Below are 20,924 nucleotides of genomic sequence, written 5' to 3' on the forward strand. Positions count from 1 at the left end.
GGCACCAGCCGACGTACCCTCCCGCATGAAATCCCTCACCACCCTCCTCTGCCTCCTTGCCACCGCTTCCCATGCGGCGTTTTCAGACGGCTGGGTGCTGTGGTCTCCGCGTGATGAGGCGAAGCCTGCTGCGAGCACCAGCCAGACGGGCGGGCATGATGGCAAGGGAGCACTGATTCTTGAAACCGGCGAGGGAGAGCAGTGGATCGGCTGCTGGACGCACACGCTGCCGGTGGAGGGTGGAAAGCACTACCAGTTCAGCGCATGGAAAAAAGCCAGCACCATGCCCACGGCGCGCCGCAGTGTGTATGCACGCATTCTTTGGCAGGATGAAAACGGCAAGCCTGTGAGCTGGGAGGAGCCTGCCAAGCAAGGCTACGCCAAAGGCACCGTGCCGCGAGCGGAGCCGGAGTATCCGAATGTACCAGACGGGGAGCCCAAGCAGTGGATTCATTGTGAGAGCACCCTGCGCGCGCCGGCGAAGGCGAAGCAGGCAAAGATCGAGCTCTACCTGCAATGGGCCGCGAATGCGCGTGTGGAGTGGAGCGATGTTTCATTCGCAGCCGTGCCCGCCCCAGCCCCGCGCAAGGTCAGGCTGGCGACGATCCACCTGCAGCCGAAGGACGGCAAGAACCCCGCTGACAAACCGCCGCAGTATGCGCCGCTCATCGCGCAGGCCGCGCAACAGAAGGCGGACCTTGTGGTGCTCGGCGAGACGCTGACCTACTACGGCACCGGCAAGACGATGGCCGAGTGTGCCGAGCCTGTGCCCGGACCGAGCACGGAGTACTTTGGCAAACTGGCCAAGGAGCACCATCTCTACATCGTGGCCGGACTGGTGGAGCGCGAGGGCAAGACGCTGTACAACACCGCCGCGCTTCTCGGCCCAGACGGCACGCTGGTGGGCAAGTACCGCAAGGTGACGCTGCCGCGTGGAGAGATCGAGGCGGGCATCACCCCCGGTCATGACTACCCGGTGTTTGACACCCGCTTTGGCAAGGTGGGCATGATGGTGTGCTACGACGGCTTCTTCCCGGAAGTCGCCCGCGCCCTCACGATCAAAGGTGCGGAGGTCATCGCGTGGCCGGTGTGGGGCTGCAATCCCATGCTCGCTGCTGCGCGTGCCTGCGAAAACCACGTTTACATCGTCAGCAGCACCTACACGGACTCCCGCAAGAACGAGTGGATGATCTCAGGCATCTTCGACCACTACGGCGATGTGCTGGCCAAGGCGGAGGAGTTTGGCACGCTGGCCATCACGGAGGTGGATCTCAACGCGCCCACGCACTGGAACAGCCTTGGGGACTTCAAGGCGCAGATCCAGAGCCACCGGCCTCCGGCGCTCAAGGAGTGATACCACGATCTGTTAAAAACGGGTCTAAAGGTGGAGGCACGAGCTGACGGAGGGGGATCATCTTGATCCCCCCACCTGCAGCGTGTTCGCGGATGTGCGAGAGCGCTGGATGATGAGGGAGGCTCGGCTTTGCGGAGGCACGAGTATGCAGGGCGATGCGGGAGCGTGAGGGATCGGGACGATCCCTCTCCGCCAGAGGCTTCGCCGCAGAGACGGAGGGGGATCATCTTGATCCCCCCACCTGCAGCGTGTTCGCGGATGTGCGATGGCGCTGGATGAAGCGGGAGCCTGTGGGATCGGGACGATCCCACTCCGCCAGAGGCTTCGCCGCAGAGACGGAGGGGGATCATCTTGATCCCCCCACCTGCAGCGTGTTCGCGGATGTGCGAGAGCGCTGGATGAAGCGGGAGCCTGTGGGATCGGGACGATCCCACTCCGCCTGAGGCTTCGCCGCAGCGACGGAGGGGGATCATCTTGATCCCCCCACCTGCAACGTGTTCGCTGATGTGCGATGGCGCTGGATGAAGCGGGAGCCTGTGGGATCGGGACGATCCCACTCCGCCAGAGGCTTCGCCGCAGCGACGGAGGGGGATCATCTTGATCCCCCCACCTGCAGCGTATTCGCGGATGTGCGAGAGCGCTGGATGATGAGGGAGGCTCGGCTTTGCGGAGGCACGAGTATGCAGGGCGATGCGTGAGCGTGAGGGATCGGGACGATCCCTCTCCGCCAGAGCGCTGGCTAGCCGCATGGGATGCTGGCTTACATCCATAAGACCCGTTTTCAACTGTCCGTGGTATGAGTCCCTTAGCCGCTGAAAGGAGGTCTGGTGCAGGCAGGGCCGCCGCTCATGGGGCTGGCACCATCCACACCGGGCGGCTGCCTCTGGGCTGGGCCTTGATGAAGGTGGCGCGTCCGGCGCGCAGGAGGGGGGTGTTGTTCAGAGATTGCATGGTGGCATCTGCCAGCGAAACCCAGAGGGGCGCAGGCATGCCGGGAAGCTGGAAGAGCCAGAAGCCCTGGTAGCCGGTCGCGGCGGCGGCAGTGTCTCCTTTCCAAAGCTGCAGCTGGTCCGCCAGGGCGATGGAGGTGCTGGCCACGAGGGCGGAAGACGTCAGGCCAGCTCTGGCGGGTGTGGTGTCGAGCGGCCAGGGATTGGCAAAGAGGTTGTACCCCGCCTGCAACGGACGGGCGAAAGGCGTGGTGCGCACACTTCCGGTGGTGAGCAGAGGGGCGGGCGCGGGGCGGGCGATCTGCAGCATGACGCCCGTGCCGGGTGGGATGAGAGTGTCATTCACGCTTTCGTGGCTGACGCCTTCAGGCACCCACTGGCGTATGCCGCCGGAGGCGTAGAGCCAGCAGGGGACGTAGCCTGCGGGTGCGTAAAACAGGACCTGGTCGGCGCTGGCGGAGGTGGGGCCGCCCTGAAAGAGGGCGGGATCAAAGACCTCGCCCAGGGTGCGGTGCGGGCGCAGGCTCACGAGAGCCCCGGTCAGACCGGCGATGGCGCTGGCTGGCAGCGTGGTGCATGGAGAGTCTGCGGCAACGACGCAGGCCGTGGAGGTGATGCCCTGGAGATCCAGGCGGTGCCCGGCCTGCGGGCCGCTGAGAATCTCAAGGTAGTAGCTCCGGGCGGGGTCCATGACGGACACCACGGAGGTTTGCTCGCCGAGAGTGACGCCGGTGGCACCTGCTGCGCTGATGCGGCCGGTGAAAAGCGCCTGATGGGTGAGATTGAGGCCGAAGCTCTGCGTGCCGGAATTCAGAGCGGTCTGCTGCCAGCCCACCGGCGTGGTGGTGCTGCTGCCACCGCCTGCCTGCGTGATGCGCAGACGCACGATGCCGCGCGCGAGGCTCTGGCCCGGCAGACTCTGCAGGTCTGGCCAGGTCACGCGCTCCCAGCCGCCGCCCTGGCTGGTGACGGTGGGCGTCACGCTGAGCGGGGTCCAGGTGGCGAGGTCGCCGCTGCTTTCCAGCGTGAAGGTGAACGCCCCCTGCCCTGACGGGCGCAGCACGCTGGCGTCGATGCTGGTGCCACCGCCACGTGCCACGACCTGCAAGCCCGTGGCCGGCTGGACGACGCCGCTGGTGAGCGAGGTGCCGAGCGCGACTTCGAGGAGGTCTGAGGCGCCGTCCTCATCGGAGTGGCTCGCGGCCAGATTGCCGGAGAGTGAAAGGATGACGGGTGTGAGGGAGGCGAGTGTGATGGTGTTTGGCGAAGCCGCCGGCGCTGCGCCTGGCGCACTGACGAGCCACTGGCTCTGGGGGATCACCTCGCGCGTCTGTCCCGGGCTCTCCCACAGCAGCCGCGCGGTGGCGCCGCCGGTGCCTTCGTAGTACTCCATCACCACGGGCACGGCCACGCCCGCCTGCAGGGCGATGACGCCGTTGTTCCAGGTGTCGCCGTGGTCGTTCCAGTCATTGACCAGGAGCTGGCCGTTCACCCACAGACGCACGCCGTCATCCGTCACGGGGATGAGGGTGTAGGTCTGTGTGTAACGCGGGATGAGGCAGCCATGCCAGCGCACGCTGAAGCCATCGGCAGGTATCCGTGAGTCGGGGCTGCCGGTGCCCCAGGCATTGTTGAGTGTGGGCTCTGTGCGGGCAAAGCTGAACTGCTCGAAATTTTTCCCGATGTAGTAGTCCCCGGTGAGGCCATGCGTGCCACCGGCCAGACTGTAGCTCACGGTGACGGGATTGGAGGCGGTGTTCGGATTTCCCGCCGTGTCCTGCGCCATGCCGGCCGGCAGGCTGACAGTGACACTGCCCGCAGCCGCAGGCGCAACCGTGGCTGACCACACCGCCCCGGCGGCGGAAAGCGCGGTGACCGTGCCATTGCTGACGGCAAACTCGGAAGCGAGCAGGCCGCTGACGCTTTCGCTGAAGGTGGCCGTGACCACAAACGGGCCGGTGACGCTGGCTGCGGAGGTGCTGAGCAGCACGGTGGGCGGTGTGGTGTCGGGCGTCGGGGTGGTGTTGACAAACTCCATCCAGTTGAAATTGACGTTGCCGTTCGGGAACTCGATGCGCACGACCGCCGGACCTGAGTTTGCCACGGTCACGCCAGTGAAGGAGTAGGTCTTCCAGGTGTAATAGCTGCCGGAGCTGGTGATGCTGAGCGTCTTGGCCAGCGTGCCATTGATCAGCACACGCACCGGCACCGGGACTGCTGACGGGGTGCTCATGCGCACATTGAGGGTGTAGGTGCCGGCCGTGAGCGCCGTGGTGTAGCGCAGCCACTCGCCCGGGGCGATCCAGCCGACGGAGGGCGTGGCATCGGTGTCTTTGGAGGGCTCAATGTCCACCCCGCTGTCGCGGTAGCGGAGGCCGGAGACGTAAGCGCCGAGGTTGATGGCCTCCGCATCGTGGTAGGCCACCCCTTCCCCGCCCTGGTCAAAATCCTCCGCCTGGAGTTTGACCGACTGTCCGGCGACAACCGGAGCATAGGTGACCGAGAGCAAATTGGAGACGGTGTTCGGATTTCCCGCCGCATCCTGCGCCATGCCTGCGGGCAGCCGCACCGTCACCTTGCCCGCCGCCGTGGGCGTGACGGTGGCAGACCACACACTACCAGAAGATGACAGGGTGGTGACGGTGCCGTTGGTCGCCACAAACTCGGACGCGAGCAGGCCGGTGACGTTTTCACTGAAGGTGGCGGTGACCTCAAAGGGGGCGACGACGACGGCAGCCGGTGTGGCGAGCACGACGGAGGGCGGCGTGGTGTCCACAGGGGCGTAGGTCACGCTGAGCACATTGGAGGCGGAGTTTCCCAGGCTCGTGCTGTCGGTGGCGGTACCGGCGGGGACGCTGATGGTGACTGCGCCTGCGGTGGCGGGGGTGACTTTGAAGGTGTAGCTGGAGCCGCTGCCGCTGAAGCCGGAGACGGCACCATTCGCAACGGCCACATCCCCCAGCGTGAAGCCCGATGCGGAGGAACTGAACGTTGCCGTCACGGTGAAGGCGGTGGTCACGGTGCTGAGCGGCGTGCTGAGCGCGAGGGTGAAGGGCAGCGGCGCGGTGGTGGGTGCATCGTCGATGCTGGCCACGAATGCGACGAGGCTGGACAGGTCCGTGGCCGTCAGCGTCACGCCCTGGTGCGCGGTGATGGCGTCTGCCAGCGTGGCCGCAGAGCCATCGTGCAAATACGGGGCGGTGGCCCAGCTTCCGCGCAGCGTGGGCACATCCAGGCCGGTGAGCGTGCCGCCGAGGCGTTTGCCGCTGGAGGGCTTGAGGGTGCCGATGTTCGCAAAGACATTGGGCGCGCTGCTGGTGAAGTTTACCCCGCTGTGGCAGGAGGCGCAGTTTTGCGTGCGGAAGACCTGCTGCCCCGCGGTGGCGGCGGTGCTCAGCGCGCCGCTGCTGGTGCGGCTGGGGCTGGTGCCGCTGGTGGTGAGAGATTTCACATACGCGGCCAGCGCATCGAGATCGGCGCTGACGCCCGCCTTGGGATCTCCCAGCGGCTGGCTGCGCGTGCCGGTGTTGAGCTGCGTGTCCGTCATCAGCCCGGTGCCGCCGGCCAGGCTGCGTATCTGCCCTTCAAAATCCTGCACTTCGTCAAAGTTGCCGCTCCAGTGCAGCATGCCGTGATTGGCATGGCCTTTCAGCGTGATGGTGTTGCGCAGCCCTTCGCCAAAGCCGGTGAGATCCCACACGCGGCCGTCGTGACCGCCGTCGTTGTGGCAGACGGCGCAGCTCATGTACTGCTGCAGCGCGAGGCGCGGGTCCTGCGCGTCGTAGAAGAGCTGCTTCCCCTTCAGCACCTGGGCGCTGAGTTTTTCAGTGGTGACGGCATTGAGCGTGGCCGTGGTGACGGGTGCGGTGCTGCCGCCCTGCAGGAGGCCGCGCACGTCATGCACGGTGACGGTGCGGTCCATGAAATTCTGCACATACAGCGTGCCGCCGTCCGGCGAGAGCACGAGTCCCTGCGGCGCACGGCCTGCGGGAAAGCGCGTGATCTCCTTGCGCGACCACGCGTCCAGCACGGCCACCTCGCGGCTGGCCTCCAGCGTGGTGAAGACGTAGATGCCATACGGATCATACACAGCGGCGCTGGGCATGCCCGCGTTGTCGATGTCCACCCGTGACGGCAGGTGCTCCGCCTGGGTGGTGAGGTCAATGCGCGAGACGATGGCGCGCACGCTGTTTTCGTGGTTCAGCGGCAGGCCGTCGCGCAGCACACCGCGCTGGATGTTGTCCTGCTTGGAGGGCACCCAGGCCGAGAGACCGTCTGGCGAGATGACGGCCGAGCCCAGGTAGTTCGGCAGGCCGCGTGCGGAGGTGGCGGTGTCTGCGGCGGTGCTGGGGTTGAGCAAAATGGTGCGTTCCACGGCAAGCGCCGCCGTGCCGATGACGACCACCTGCCCGCCTGCGCCCAGGAGCATCGGAGTGGCGGTGTTTTCACCGGCCACACGTGGCGTGATGAAGCGCGTGGCATACACGCGCGCGCCGTCGGCGGAAATGGAAAGATGACGCACGGGGCCGCCTGCATCCACCGAGGCGAGCTGTGCTCCGGTGGAGGGGTTCAGCTTCAGCACGCGGCCGGTGCCTTCCAGCGCCACCCAGGCGGCGGTGCCTGCGGGATCAAAGGCAATTCCAAAGGGCCGCGAGCCATACGCGAGCGTGACGGTGGAGACGACGGTGCGGCTGGTGGTGCTGATGATGCTGATGGTGCCTGCTTCGAGATTCGTCACCCACAGCCTGCCATCCGGCGCCAGCGCGAGGCTGCGCGGCGCGGTGCCCACGGTGATCTCGGCGTAGCGGGCGCGCGTGACGGCATCAAAGGCGGTGACGCTGCTGTTGTCCGGGTTCACGCACCAGACGCGGTCATTGCCCGTGGCGGGGTGCTCATAAACGATGCTGCTGGAGGCGGCAGGCCTGCGCGTGGTGGGTGCGGCATACACGGCCTGGTAAAAGGTGCTGGTGACCATGAGACCCGTATCATCCGTGGCGGTGAGCGTCACCAGATAACGCCCCGGCCCGGGAAAGGTGTGCGCGATGATGGTGGTCGTGAGCCATGCGGTCTCGGGCGTGCCATCGCCAAAGTTCCACTTGTAGCGCGTGTTGATGCCGTTCGCCGATTGGGCGGTGAAGGACAGCGCACTGCCGGTGGCCTTCGGTGCGGCGGCCAGCGGCTGCAGCGTGAGCCCGGCGGTAACGTTCCAGACAAAGGCGGCGCTGGCCGGTGTGCTGATGCCATCGCTGACTGTGACGGTGACATTGAAAGCACCCGCCGCTGTCACCGTGCCTGAGATGACACCGGAGGCTGAGGAGATCGAAAGCCCCGTGGGCAGCCCGGTGGCGCTGAAGGTGATGGGATCGTTCTCAGGATCGTTCGCCGTGACGGGCAAGGACACCACCGCGCCGAGCAGCGAGGCCTGCGCCCCCGGGCTGGTGATCTGCGGCGGCTGATTCTGCGGCGCCACCGTGGGATGGCGCAGATCGCGCAGCGCGAGGATGTCCGGCTGGGAGAGCGGGGCCTGATGCAGCGTGACCTCATCCACCGCGCCTGCAAAGAAGGCGGTGCCGGGGCTGTCGGCGGCGCCCACGACGAGGGGGTTGGCAGCGTTTGGCACATAGGTGCCGGTGTCTTCGTTGACGAGTCTGCCGTTGATGTACAAACGGCGCAGGCCCGTGAGAGTCTGGCCGCTGGCGCTCGTGGTGCGGAAGGTGGCCGCCACGTGCGTCCACTGCCCCACGCTGACCGGGCTGCCTTTCAGGCCGGAGGCATCGGCTCCGGTGCGGAGCTGCCAGAAGCCATCCGCCGTGACCCACAGGCCATAGCCCTTCTTTGTGCTGGTGGATTCATCCCGCGAGGCGAGCACGCAGCGCGCCGTGCCCAGCGCGGCATCATGCCGCACCCACGCGGCGATGGTGAAGTCGTTCGGATTCAGCGCTGCGCTGTAAGGCATCACGACACTCTGGCTTGTGCCGTTGAACAACGCGCTGCCGCCCGTGCCGGGATTGCCGCTGAGCGCGGGATTGGCGCTCGTCGTATTCGCTCCGCCGCCTGCCGTGCCGGCGATGGCCACCAGACCTGCGGCGGTGGATTTCACCTCGCCTGCGGTACCATTCCAGCCCGCTTCATCAAAGCTCCACGCCACCACCGGATTCTCGATGGGGAGGTAAGGCGAGAGGTAGGTGCCTGCGATGATGGACACCGCTGCGTCCCCCGGCTTTGTCCAGCCGACGGAGAGGTGATCTCCCCCGGTGCCGTCCTTCACCAGGGCCTCGATGTAGTAGCGCCTGCCGGCCTGCAGGGGGATCTGCGCGGAGGCCTGCTGCGCATACCACGTCCAGGTCTGAGGTGGTGTGTAGCCCGGCTGGCTGGCGATCTCCACGGCGTTGGCGGGATTCGCATCGGTGCTCAGCATCAGGCTCGACTCATCATCGCTGGAAATGAAGAACTGATACTGCCCGGTGACAGGCACGTAGAGAAAGCCGCGCATGCGCTGGCCGGTGTTGTCGTCCCAGTCCTGCGGGGCGTCAAAGGACGGCTGCAGGTCGCGCCCGTTCGGGTTTGCGGGGAAGACAGTGCTGCTGGTCAGGCTGGCCACGCTGACACCGCCGATGCCCGTCCAGTACTCGCGCATGATCTGGCCGCTGCCGAGATTGGGCAGCAGCACGATCCAGTTGAAGGAAACGGAGGTCACCTGCCCTGCCGCAGTCACCAGCACGGTGCTGCGGTAGGTGCCCGGTGCAGCGGTGACGGTGCCGGAGATGAGGCCGCTGGCGGCATCGATGCCCAGCCCCGTGGGCAAGCCGCTGGCGGTATAGCTCAGTGTGCCGCCCGTGGCGCTGGCGCTGATGGGCAGGGAGACCGCGCTGTTTTGCGTCACGCTCTGCTGCCCGGGATTCGTCACCACCGGCAGCGTGGAGTTCGTCACCTGGAGGATGCGCGCGACGGACCACACGCCGTTCGCATCCACCGCAAACATCATCCAGTAGCCCGGGGTGAGCACATTGATGCTCGCGGGCGCTGTGACCGCATACACGCCTGGCGATGGATTCGTATGCGTGAAGCGCACATGCCGCAGCCCTGTGTCCACCGAATGCGTTTGCGCAGACATGCTGATGGCGCTGAAGTACTGCACGCCGTCGCTGGCGTTCACGGTGAAGATGGACGCAGGGCCGATGCGGTCCGGCGCTGCCGTGATGACGGGCCGCACGGCAGGTGTGCCATCTGCATTGAACAACTGTGGCGGTGTGAAAACCTGCGCATCCTGGTGATCCGTCAGCGCATCGCCCGACAAGCCGCCACCACCCGACCACACGCGGCCGTCTGGCAGCAGCATGGCCAGGGAGTGGTAATTGCGCGGCACGGAGATGTCCGCCACACCGCGCCACTGGCCGGAGTCGGGGTTCCAGATTTCCGGCGTCATCACTGCGCCCACATCGCTGAAAAACTCCCCCGAGGTATTGCCACCCACCACCATGACTTCACCATTGGGCAGCATGACGGAGTTTGAAAAGGAGCGCGCATTCGCCATCGGCGCGGTGGGGGCCACCACGGGTGTGGCGCCATTGAGGTCCACGGTGAAGGCCTTGCTCACCACCTTTCCGTCATCGATGGCCGTCAGGCCCCCTGCCACCACCACCTTGCCCGGCGCATACATGGCCCAGGCTCCCTGCTTGGGGTAGTGTGTGCCGGGAATGCTGGCCCCGGCCGGTGCCATCGACCCCGTGCCGCTGGCGGTGATCCAGTCCAGCGCCTGATGCGGGCCGAAGTGCGCCACACGCCCGTCAGGCGCCACGAGGAAGAAGGGATGCCAGTTGGTCTCGATGGCATTCGCGATGGGCGGATTGGCCACCGCCTGCCACGCGATGCCGCTCATGCGCCGCCAGCCGCTGCTCGCATTCCATTGCTCGATGGTGCCGTTGCCATTCGCGCCGCCATTGCCGCCAGCGGTCAGCACCTCCCCGTTTGGCAGGGCGATGCTCGTATTGTACCACCGCCCGTCCGCCATCGTCTGCGCGGGCACCCATTCATTCGTGCGCCAGTCAAAGAGGCTGGCCAGAGCCGTGGTGCCGTTGATGCCGTTGCCACCATTCACCAGCAGGCGGCCATCCTGCAGGAAGGAGAGCCCGCCGCAGAACATGTCGTGCCGGCCGTTGTTGATCTCGGTAAACTGGCCCGTGGCGGGGTCCCACACCGCAGCATAGGTAAACTGCGGCCCGTCGGGAAAGGTGGTGCGCTGATTGGAGGCAAACGTCAGCAGCCGCCCGTCTGGCAGCAGGGCGCAGGACGTGGGGATGTGCGGCGTCCAGGGGATGACGGCGCTCCAGCTCCCCTGGGTGCTGTACTCGGCCGGAGAGACCGCCCCGATGTTCAGCACCACCGCCTCCGCCGCAGGCGCCAGCCGCGCAGCCTCCGCCAGCAGGGCGTCCGCCTGGGCGTGGCTGAGGCCGTCTGCACGCAGATCCACCGCCAGGAGAAAAAGCAGTAAGAACACGCTCCCAGCCAGAGACCCTGAATGCCGCAGCCGCTGTCGAAAATTTTCAATGCCGAGATTCATAAATGACCATATTTTCAAACCTGCGAAGAAGCGGCCACCCCATGCCCCGGACAATTCAGTAGATTGTAAATGTTGTCTGAAATGACGAACAGTTGGCAGGGCTTGATAGTTCGACCTTCGGCGTTTCGCGCCCTTGCACTCCCCCCGGCACTGTCTATCCTCGCGCCCCTGTTTCTTTCCCCCTCTTTGAGCCGTGGCCAAAAAGTCCTCCAAAAAATCCGCTGACGACGCCTATTCCCCCATCCTGCCCTCCGCCGCCCCGGTGGAGCACAAGCCGGTGGACACGCTCTATGGCGACTGGTTTCTCGATTACGCCAGCTACGTGATCCTCGAGCGCGCCGTGCCGCACATCAATGATGGCCTCAAGCCCGTGCAGCGCCGCATCCTCCACAGCCTGGACGAGCTGGAAGACGGCCGCTACAACAAGGTGGCCAACGTGGTCGGCAACACCATGAAGTACCACCCGCACGGCGATGCCTCCATCGGCGATGCCATGGTGCAGATCGGCCAGAAGGACCTCCTGATTGATACGCAGGGGAACTGGGGCAACACCCTCACCGGAGACAACGCCGCTGCTCCGCGATACATCGAAGCGCGCCTGTCCAAGTTTGCGCTGGACGTCGTTTACAGCCCCAAAGTCACCGAGTGGGTGGCCTCCTACGACGGCCGCAACAAGGAGCCCGTGACCCTGCCGGTGAAGTTCCCGCTGCTGCTCGCGCAGGGCGTGGAAGGCATCGCCGTGGGTCTTTCCTGCCGCATCCTGCCGCACAACTTCATTGAGCTGTGCGATGCCAGCATCGCCGCACTGCGTGGCGAAGAGGTGGACCTGAAGCCCGACTTTGCCACAGGCGGCATCATGGACGCCAGCGACTACAACGGCGGCCTGCGCGGCGGCCGCATCCGCGTGCGCGCCAAGATCGAGGAAGGCCCCAAGAAGAACACGCTGGTGATCACCGAGATCCCCTACGGCACCACCACCGGCGGCGTGATGGACAGCATCGTGGCCGCAAACGACAAGGGCAAGATCAAGATCGCCCGCGTGGACGACAACACCGCCGAGAAGGTGGAGATCGTGGTGCACCTGCCCGCCGGCACCGACCCGGACCAGACCATGCAGGCGCTCTATGCCTTCACCGACTGCGAGGTGTCCATCGCCCCCAACGCCGTCGTCATTCAGGACGACAAGCCCCGCTTCATCAACGTCAACGAGCTGCTCAAGGCCAGCGCGGAAAACACCAAGAAGATCCTCGGCCAGGAGCTGGAGATCCTGCTGGGAGAGCTCAATGAGAAGTGGCACTTCAGCTCGCTGGAAAAGATCTTCATCGAAAACCGCATCTACCGCCGCATCGAAGAAGCCGAAACTTGGGAGGCCGTGATGAAGGCCATCTGGAAGGGCCTGGAGCCCCACCTGAGCGTGCTCAAACGCCCGGTCACCGACGACGACGTGGCGCGCCTGACCGAGATCAAGATCAAGCGCATCTCCAAATTCAACAGCTTCGAGGCCGACGAGCACATCCGCGAGCTGGAGGAGGAGATCGAGCAGGCGGAAAAATTCCTCAAAGGCCTGACCAAGTACACCATCCGCCACTTTGAAGAGCTCAAGAAGACCTACGGCGCAGGCCGCGAGCGCAAGACGGTGATCAGCAGCTTTGACCGCGTGGCCGCCGCCGAGGTCATCATCCAGGGGGAGACGCTCTACCTCAATGCCAAGGACGGCTTTGCCGGCACCAGCCTCAAGCGCGAAGGCGAGCCCATCTGCAAGTGCTCGCCGCTCGACGACGTGATCTTCTTCACCAAGGAAGGCACCATGAGCGTGACGAAGGCCGCGCCGAAGTTCTTTGTGGGCAAGAACCCGCATTATGTGAACCTCCTCAAAAAGGACGACACAGCGGTTTACACCCTCATCTACCGCGACGGCCGCCAGGGCTGCCTCATGGCCAAGCGCTTCCGCATCGGCGGCTTCACCCGCGACAAGGAATACGTGCTCACCAAAGGCACCCCAGGAACCAGCGTGCTCTACTTCATGCGCCACGAGACCGAGGAGGAATCCAACGCGCAGACCGTGGTCGTGCACCTCAAGCCCGCCCTCTACCTGCGCAATCTCTCCATCAAATTCCCCTTCAACTCCATCGCCGTCAAAGGCCGCGAGTCCCAGGGGAACATCATCACGAAGCACGCCGTGGATCGCGTGGTGCGTGAGCCGAAGAGCGGGGAGAGTGCCGAGAGCGCGTAGAATCCCACCCACAACCCGCACGCCTGCATTCTTCCTGGCATGAAGCAGATCCACGCCCCTGTACACCTCCTCCTGTGGCTGCTGGTTCTGGCCTTCGGCGCAAGCACGACCTTGGCGGCAGACACCAGTCAGGCAGCCTATGACGAGGCGAAGGCGTTGCGTAACGCCGGTCGGCTCGATGAAGCAGAGCGCGCCGCCAGGGAGCTCACCCAGGCGCGCGGCACCGCCTTTGGCGGCGCAGATAAAAGAACCATCGAGGCATGGCAGCTCCTTGTGACCGTTTACGCCAGACAGGGCCGAAGGGAAGACTACGAGGCCCAGCTCCGCGCCCTCGTGCCAGCCATCACGAAGGCCTATGGCCCAACACACCGGGAGACCCTGACCTACCAGACCCATCTCATGGCGGCCATTCTCCTGCAGGGCCAGACCGCCGAAGCCTGCGAAATGAGCCGCAGCCTCATTCCCATCCTGACGCGCGAACTCGGCCCGGAAGACAAGACCACCCTTGTGGCGCGCAAAAACTACGCAGCCAGCCTGTGGCTGCTCAATCAGGTGGAGGAGTCCGAAACCCAGCACCGTCAGATCATCCCCCTCCTGACACGAATCTGTGGTGCAGAAGATCGCGAAACGCTCATGTGCCAGGGCTGCTTCGGCACCACCTTGCTCAAACTCGGCAAACATGCCGAGGCCGAAAAAGTCTTCCGCAGCATCCTCCCAATCAACGTCCGCGTCTTCGGCAGCACCCACCAGGAATCCGTGAAGGCACGCTGCCACCTCGCAGGCGCCCTCCTCGAACAGAAGAAATGGGAGGAAAGCGAGGCGCTCTACCGCGAGGCGCTGCCGCTGTGCGATCTCACCTACGGCCCCGAGGGCGAGACGACTCTGCGCACCCAGGCCTGCTACATTCAGGTGCTGATCGCCCTCAACAGAAACAAAGAGGCCAAAGAGTACTGCCTCCGTTTGCTTCCCGTCGCCACCCGCGTGCTCGGCCCTGACGACAATTCGACGCAGCACACACGCGCAGCGTTAGACCGGCTCAAGTGAGAGTACTCGTGAGCTTGAGCTCACTCCGGAAAAGCTCTGCGGTCTCACAGCACAACTCGGCCTGTCGAGCCGCGATCAGATCGAAGGCGGCGTTTGGGATCACGTGGCTAGAAACAGAAGAGCGGGGAGAGCGTCGAGTGAAGTGAAGCACTCGCAGCAGCCTATTTGGAGTGCGGTCGCGGAGTGAGGCACGAACGCAGCTACCGCTTTCGCCGGGGCCGGTGGCCCACGCATATCTGAGACCATCCGGAAGCGGGAGCCTACTGGCACGCGCAGGCAGGGTGTGCTTTCGAGTGCCACGAGACGCTCGAAAGCGGCAGCTCCACTCGTCCCTCGTTGCGCAGCCGCACTCCAAAAACGCCGGGCCTGGCTACGCAGGATGGGGACTGCTCCAGCCTGCAGCGGCCTGAGAAACTTCACCCATTTCGCCATTTTCTCAGGGGGGATGCACGCGGGCAAATGCCCCTCCCGGCAAGCCGGAGGCTTGTGGCACATCCGGTGTCACCACCGGGTAGACTTCAACAAATTCAACAATTTCAACGGGGGGAGGTGTCCACACGACCTCCGGCTCCGGGTAGACTTCAACAAATTCAACAATTTCAACGGGGGGGTGTGTCCACACGACCTCCGGCACCGGGTAGACTTCAACAAATTCAACAATTTCAACGGGGGGGTGTGTCCACACGACCTCCGGCTCCGGGTAGACTTCAACAAATTCAACGATTTCAACGGGGGGAGGTGTGTCTGCGGCCACGTCCCAAGAGCAGACTTCAACGATTTCAACCATTTCAACGGGGGGAGGTGTGAGTGGGCGGGCCTTCCAAGGCGGCGGTCAATTCAACGCCCGGGGATTCGCGCAGCCAGCGCCGTGCAGCGCAGGTTCGACATGACGTCATTTCCAAGATTGCCACCAGGGACGTTTGGGTGATTTGTCTTTGGAGACGTTTGCCACATCGCCTGCCTTCAATGCGACGTAGCGCCTGTCGATCACCTGCTTGAGGCGTCCGTAGGCCTCGTCGTGCCACTTGGATTTGTCGCGGGCCTTGGCTGGTTCATTTCAGGATAAGCGCAGCGTAGAAATGCCTGACATGAATGGCACTCACTTAAGGGGCAGGTCTCGTGGGTTTTATGGGGCCCATCGAGCCGATGGAATCAGGGCTGGGAGCTCCGACATTTTTGTCGGCACCGGCGCAGCCCCCGCCTGAAGCACGGGCTGCTCATCCCTTTCTGGGTGGAGCGAAGCATCAGGGACGTTCGCCCAGAGGCCGACAGAATGTCGGCGCTCCCAGGGAGACGGCAGCGGCGTCCCGTTTTACCGGCTTCCCCAGTCCATGATCGTGGCTCATAACTGAGTGCCATACATGCCTGACATGGCTGCACCATGCGCACACGCACACAGTCAGGCCTTGATATGCGACAAGGAAGAAAGGTCTGGCAAATGAAAGGAGGGTTTTTACTTGTTGGACGGCAGCGTGATGAGTCCCGCACAATAATGCCATCCATTGCACTCATGTTCAGTCACTTCATACCATAGAGTGACATGCTGCCTGCTTCCAAAGGTCATGGAGACGCTTACCGTGCGGCCATGCAGCGCCCCTTGCTCCGACCTCTGGACGGCGCACCTTTTTCATCGCCTGCGGTGAGACAGACCCGCAATCACGGACCCGCAGCAGCGGTTTCCCACCGGAGGCGCCGCGCTGGGAAGCTTGGTGCACGTGCCTAGATTCCTTCCTCCAGGCGCTTTCTGTCACTCCATCCACTCGCCCCTTTCCTGATTCTTCCGGCTTGTCGGGATGGGAAGCCGTGCGCCCCCGGAGAAATTGGCGAAGTTTCTCCGGGTAGGGTGCCGCATACACCTTCCCCCGTTGAAAATGTTGAAATCGTTGAAGTCTGCCCCTGGTGGACACAGGGAGTTACACCTCCCCCCGTTGAAATTGTTGAATTTGTTGAAGTCTGGCCCCGGTGGACACAGGGAGTAACACCTCCCCCCGTTGAAAATGTTGAATTTGTTGAAGTCTGGCCCCGGTGGACACAGGGAGTAACACCTCCCCCGTTGAAAATGTTGAATTTGTTGAAGTCTGGCCCTGGTGGACACAGGGAGTAATACCTCCCCCCGTTGAAATCGTTGAATTTGTTGAAGTCTGGCCCTGGTGGACACAGGGAGTAATACCACGATGCGATGAAAACGGGTCTGAAGGTGGAGGCACGATCCGACGGAGGGGGATCATCTTGATCCCCCCACCTGCAGCGTGTTCGTGGATCTGCGACGGCGCAGGGGGGATGCGTGAGCGTGTGGGATCGGGACGATCCCACTCCTCCGGAGCGCTGGCTGGCCGCATGGAATGCTGGCTTTCACCCATGAGACCCGTTTTCAGCTGTGCGTGGTATTACACCTCCCCCCGTTGAAATGGTTGAAATCGTTGAAGTCTGCACCGGTGGCGAGGCCGGAGGTCGTGCAAGTTTCCGGCTTGCAGGGAGGGTCGGCCTCAGTGCATCCCCCCCCCGCTGAATTTGCGGAAGTTTCTCCGCTGGCGGCTCGGGCAGCAGCGCAGGGTCAGGCGGCTGCGCGCTGGTAAAACTGGAAGCACACGCCGGACGGGGCGATCATGTGAAACTCGCGCCTGCCCCAGGGCTTCATTTCAAGCGGGCCGACCCGGGCGGGGATCTCCCGATACTCCTCGTAGAGGGCATCCAGGTCGGAGACGCCGATGCTGAAGCTGGCGTTGTCCGCCCAGTTCTGGTTGTCGTTTTCCACGAGGTTGAGGGAAACGCCATCGCGCTCGATGCCCGCCATGCCATCGCCCTGCCAGAGAATGGCGAAACCCATGTGGTCCGCGTAGAAGCTCAGCGCCTCCGCCAGGCTGCCGATAGTGGGGATCATGGGAGTGATGGAGTGGAAGGCAGGTTTCATAAAACTTGGCTTCCATGATACCACCTGAAGATCATCCTGTGAATCCTGTCCAGAGCGGCAGCCTTAGGCCACCGCGTCCCCATTTAGACAGGATTCACAAGATTAACAGGATGGGACAGGATTTAGCATCCATGCACATTGAAAAGATCATCGTCCGAAGAAGACATGAACAAGGGGATGGAGTCGATGACCATCCCCGTCTCTGCAGCGATGAAGTTCATCCTCTCTCCTTGCCTTTCCAGCCTCACCGGTGCTTCAGGATCAAGAGCACTCAATCCTGCCACGAGTTGACGTACGTGAGGGATGATATCCGGCGGTGGATTGATCACCCCACGTTCGGCCATGCTCAGCCGCAGCTGCCAGATCTTCAGTAAACGCTGGGCCGGAAGATCATCCATGCAGTGCGGCTGTTTAATTTGAGCCAAATCAACCAGGAAGCCTACAGAATCACGCCCGGCTCATACTTCGCGGCCTGCGGGTACTCTTTCTTGATGGCGTCCACGTGTTCGCAGAAGGCGTCCACCTGCTGGGGGGCGTCTCCGGCGTTGGCTTTGCCGGCATCCACGAGGCGCTGCATGTCTTCGGCGGTGAGGGTGAGGCGCACGTCTTCCACGAGGCGGGCGAGGAGGTCGTTCTCGCGCACTTTGCCGGTGCGCAGGTCCTTGGCCACCTGCACGGCGTGCTCTTTGATCACTTCGTGGGCGGTCTCGCGTCCGGCCCCGGCTTTGACGGCTTCCATCATCACGGTGGTGGTCAGGAGGAAAGGCAGGTAGCGCATGAGCTCCTGCTCCACCACGGCTTCGAAGACTTCCATCTGGTTGAGCACCGTGAGCAGCGTTTCCAGCAGGCCGTCCATGGCGAGGAAGGCGTCCGGCAGCATGACGCGGCGGACGACGGAGCAGGAGACGTCCCCTTCATTCCACTGATCCCCCGCCAGACCGGAGGCCATGGTGAGGTAGCCTTTGAGGATGACGTGCAGGCCGTTGATGCGCTCGCAGGAGCGGCTGTTCATCTTGTGCGGCATGGCGGAGGAGCCCACCTGCCCTTTGGCGAAGCCTTCGCTGGCGAGCTCCTGCCCGGCCATGAGGCGCAGCGTGCGCGCAAAGCTGGACGGGCCGCTGGCGAGCTGGCAGAGCGAGGCGATGACCTGCATGTCCAGGCTGCGCGGATACACCTGACCCACGGCATTGAAGGCCGCCGGCATGCCCAGGTGCTTCAAGATGCTGCCCTCCAGCTCCGCCGCTTTTTTAGCGTCTCCATTAAAGAGAGTGATCTGGTCCAGCCGGGTGCCCACGGCACCCTTCAGCCCGCGCGCCGGGTAGCTGGCAATGAGATGCTGCAGATCTCCGAAAGCCACGAGCAGTTCCTCGCCAAACATGGCGATGCGCTTGCCCAGGGTGGTCACCTGCGCGGCCACGTTGTGCGTGCGGGCGGTCAGGGGGATGTCGCGCGTCTCCTTGGCACGGCGTGCCAGGCCCGCGAGAGCCGCCACGCATTTAGACCGGATCTCAAGAAGCGAGCGGAAGACCTGAAGCTGCTCCACGTTCTCAGTCAGGTCGCGGCTGGTCATGCCTTTATGAAGGTGCTCGTGGCCCGCGAGATCGCAGAACTCCTCGATGCGTGCCTTCACGTCATGCCGCGTCACGCGCTCGCGCTCCATGATGGAGGCCACGTTCACCTGATCCTTCACCTTCTCATAGGCTTCGATCACGCCGTCCGGCACGGGAATGCCAAGATCGCGCTGACCTTTCAAAACTGCGATCCAGTAATCGCGCTCCAGTCTCACTTTTCCTTCAGGCGACCAAAGGGCGCGCATGGAGGCTGTGGCGTAACGTTCGGCAAGGACATTGGGGATGGAATCAGACATGGGAGGGTTCATCTAGGCCATGCGCGGCGACTTGGCAAATCGGTGTTCACCCTCACCCGGCCTCAGTAGTACCATGAAACTTCTCAATTACGGGAAACGTAATTCTCGGTAATCCGAACAACCATCGTATTTGCCATGACGGAAAAAATCAAATCCATGGACTGATTCTATTGTACACGCCTGATGCTCTCCATTCTGGATTAATATCAATTGTATGAAATTCTTCAGGATTTCCAAAGTTTTTTAATTGCCATACACTTTTGGTTTGCAATTGTGGCAATAATTCGCAAATCTACCAATTATCTCGAACCACACATTTAGCCAAACGCCGATTACACCCCTGTAATGACAGAAATTATCGCTTAATGTTGTTAATAACTGGACAGCGCTTCTCAATTTCGATTTACAGGCAACCACAGGCAACCAGACACACTCCCAAAATTTATGGCCGATCTAACTACACCTGAACTCATGACAGTGAAAGAGACGGCGGAATACCTCCGCATCCCTCTTCCCACCGTCTATTATCTCGTCCAGCGCGGCCAGCTCCCCGCAGTGCAGATCGGTGGCCGCTGGCGCATCAAGCGCAGCCTGCTCGACCGCGATGTGCTGCGCAAGGAAGACGAAGCAGGCCAGCCCACCGTCATGGTGGTGGACGATGACCCCGCCCTGCAGGCGCTCTTCAAGCAGTTCCTCAAGAAGGCCGGTTTCGGGCGCCTCGTCGTCGGCACCGGTGCGGAAGCCATCACCATGGCCAAGAAGCAGAAGTTTGACTTCGTCTTCCTGGACCTGAAGCTCCCAGACGTGCCCGGAGACGAAGTTTATTCCCAGCTCAAGGCGCTCTACCCGGACCTGCCCATCGTGGTCATCACCGGCTACCCTGACAGCGAAATCCTCAGCCGCATCCTGGGCCACGGCCCGGTGACGGTGATCAAGAAGCCGATCGAGTACGACCAGCTCAATCTCGCGGTGAAGCAGCTCGGACACAAAGGTGCCGAAGCCCTCGCCTGATTTCAGCCTCCAGTCACTCTCCCGAGACTCCAAAGCCCTGCCAGCAACTCTGGCGGGGCTTTTCTTGTTTGGCGTGATGGAAGCGCCAAGTAGTGCGGGCAATCCTGCCCGCAAACAGCGCCCTCACTACGGGCAGGATTGCCCGTGCTACTGCAGACTGCCAAAGCCCCGCCAGCAACTCTGGCGGGGCTTTTTTACGTTCAATCAAGATGCCACCATGCCAGCCTCTGCGGGCAGGGCGGGACGAAGTGGCTGTGAGTCAAACCTGATAGAGAAGCATTCTCTCAAAGAAAAAGCTCTGGCTACCAAAGACCGAAGCCTTCCCGGAGAGCACGCCGAGGGGTGTCTCCAGCCCTATGCAACGGGCGCACAGTCTGAATGTAGTACACGTCAGCCCCCTTGGAAGCATGCAGGGTGCAAAAGATGTTTCCCTTCAAGATTGCCAAGCCGTCCACTTCGATTCCTTTGATCTCATCACTGGGATGGAACTCCACTGTGCCCTCAGGGCCGGTACGTGAAAAACTCGATGCTGAAGTGTCTGTGATCTCCACCTCGGCGGCAAAGACAGGCTGGCCATGTGGGTCGCACACATGCACGGTGATGGTGCCCGGACGACCATTGGGCAGATGAAACTGGGGCATGAACGGTCCCCACCATGGCCGTGCCTGCCTGAGACCCTGCACCCAGCAGGCCAGGCCGATGCCCCAGAAGCATGGAGAAGCCGAAGAGGTGCGAACGTTTTAGCAAGACGCGGAGCTTCATGGTTCAAATGACACGTTCTCGAGTTGCGAAGCGCCTGGCCGTAGGTTGGGTGTGTTTGGCGCCGAGAGCAATCCTTGCCTGCGACGCATCCTTCGCCAAACCGCCCGACTGCGAGGACGCTCGTACGCCGCAGTGTTTGCAGCACGCTGATGGACGGGCGGGCTGTCGCCACACCCATCCTACGACCGGCGATCCTGCACGCTCATGCTGAACGGCTAGGTTTGTTTGACGC

The 20,924-nt window shown here is 63.2% G+C and carries 10 protein-coding genes; 4 read left to right on the top strand and 6 right to left on the bottom strand.

Annotated features, from left to right (window positions below; genetic code table 11):
* Positions 1-25 precede the first annotated feature (25 nt).
* Positions 26-1,354 carry a carbon-nitrogen hydrolase family protein gene (locus tag ACZ5WW_RS04345; RefSeq protein WP_377167390.1) on the top strand — a complete coding sequence of 443 codons (1,329 nt, stop codon included), beginning with the start codon at positions 26-28 and terminating at the stop codon, positions 1,352-1,354.
* An 846-nt stretch (positions 1,355-2,200) separates the two neighbouring features.
* Here the strand turns inward: ACZ5WW_RS04345 and ACZ5WW_RS04350 are convergent.
* A complete protein-coding gene (locus ACZ5WW_RS04350; protein ID WP_377167387.1) occupies positions 2,201-10,801 on the bottom strand; it encodes an Ig-like domain-containing protein in 8,601 nt (2,866 codons plus the stop codon).
* Positions 10,802-11,126: 325 nt separating this feature from the next.
* Between ACZ5WW_RS04350 and ACZ5WW_RS04355 the strand changes: the two genes are divergently transcribed.
* Positions 11,127-13,097 carry a DNA gyrase/topoisomerase IV subunit A gene (locus ACZ5WW_RS04355; protein ID WP_377167784.1) on the top strand — a complete coding sequence of 657 codons (1,971 nt, stop codon included), beginning with the start codon at positions 11,127-11,129 and terminating at the stop codon, positions 13,095-13,097.
* A 39-nt stretch (positions 13,098-13,136) separates the two neighbouring features.
* Positions 13,137-14,141, top strand: a complete 1,005-nt coding sequence (locus tag ACZ5WW_RS04360) for a tetratricopeptide repeat protein (RefSeq protein ID WP_377167384.1) — start codon at positions 13,137-13,139, stop codon at positions 14,139-14,141.
* Positions 14,142-14,577: 436 nt separating this feature from the next.
* On the opposite strand, the gene ACZ5WW_RS04365 is transcribed toward ACZ5WW_RS04360, so the two are convergent.
* From ACZ5WW_RS04365 to purB, 4 genes are all read right to left on the bottom strand, one after another.
* Positions 14,578-14,928 carry a hypothetical protein gene (locus ACZ5WW_RS04365; protein WP_377167381.1) on the bottom strand — a complete coding sequence of 117 codons (351 nt, stop codon included), beginning with the start codon at positions 14,926-14,928 and terminating at the stop codon, positions 14,578-14,580.
* A gap of 1,767 nt (positions 14,929-16,695) precedes the next feature.
* A complete protein-coding gene (locus ACZ5WW_RS04370; protein ID WP_377167378.1) occupies positions 16,696-17,022 on the bottom strand; it encodes a VOC family protein in 327 nt (108 codons plus the stop codon).
* 152 nt (positions 17,023-17,174) lie between these two features.
* Positions 17,175-17,450 (bottom strand): hypothetical protein, encoded by a 276-nt coding sequence (locus ACZ5WW_RS04375; RefSeq protein ID WP_377167375.1) that lies wholly within the window; start codon positions 17,448-17,450, stop codon positions 17,175-17,177.
* A gap of 41 nt (positions 17,451-17,491) precedes the next feature.
* On the bottom strand, positions 17,492-18,919 hold the full coding sequence (gene purB, locus ACZ5WW_RS04380) for an adenylosuccinate lyase (RefSeq protein WP_377167372.1): 1,428 nt from the start codon (positions 18,917-18,919) through the stop codon (positions 17,492-17,494).
* 471 nt (positions 18,920-19,390) lie between these two features.
* On the opposite strand from purB, the gene ACZ5WW_RS04385 reads away from it, so the two are divergent.
* Positions 19,391-19,930: a response regulator gene (locus ACZ5WW_RS04385; RefSeq protein ID WP_377167369.1), complete on the top strand. Its 540-nt coding sequence runs from the start codon at positions 19,391-19,393 to the stop codon at positions 19,928-19,930.
* Positions 19,931-20,232: 302 nt separating this feature from the next.
* Here the strand turns inward: ACZ5WW_RS04385 and ACZ5WW_RS04390 are convergent, their stop codons facing one another.
* Complete coding sequence (locus ACZ5WW_RS04390; protein WP_377167366.1) at positions 20,233-20,571, bottom strand: hypothetical protein; 339 nt, start codon at positions 20,569-20,571, stop codon at positions 20,233-20,235.
* Positions 20,572-20,924 lie beyond the last annotated feature (353 nt).

This window comes from Prosthecobacter fluviatilis, from assembly GCF_055388355.1.

Coding starts and splice junctions, on each gene's coding strand:
- ACZ5WW_RS04370 (WP_377167378.1), bottom strand. CDS start 17,022: ATGATCCCCACTATCGGCAGCCTGGCGGAGGCGCTGAGCTTCTACGCG.
- ACZ5WW_RS04360 (WP_377167384.1), top strand. CDS start 13,137: ATGAAGCAGATCCACGCCCCTGTACACCTCCTCCTGTGGCTGCTGGTT.
- ACZ5WW_RS04375 (WP_377167375.1), bottom strand. CDS start 17,450: ATGGATGATCTTCCGGCCCAGCGTTTACTGAAGATCTGGCAGCTGCGG.
- ACZ5WW_RS04385 (WP_377167369.1), top strand. CDS start 19,391: ATGACAGTGAAAGAGACGGCGGAATACCTCCGCATCCCTCTTCCCACC.
- ACZ5WW_RS04345 (WP_377167390.1), top strand. CDS start 26: ATGAAATCCCTCACCACCCTCCTCTGCCTCCTTGCCACCGCTTCCCAT.
- ACZ5WW_RS04365 (WP_377167381.1), bottom strand. CDS start 14,928: ATGGTTGAAATCGTTGAAGTCTGCTCTTGGGACGTGGCCGCAGACACA.
- ACZ5WW_RS04390 (WP_377167366.1), bottom strand. CDS start 20,571: ATGCCCCAGTTTCATCTGCCCAATGGTCGTCCGGGCACCATCACCGTG.
- purB (WP_377167372.1), bottom strand. CDS start 18,919: ATGTCTGATTCCATCCCCAATGTCCTTGCCGAACGTTACGCCACAGCC.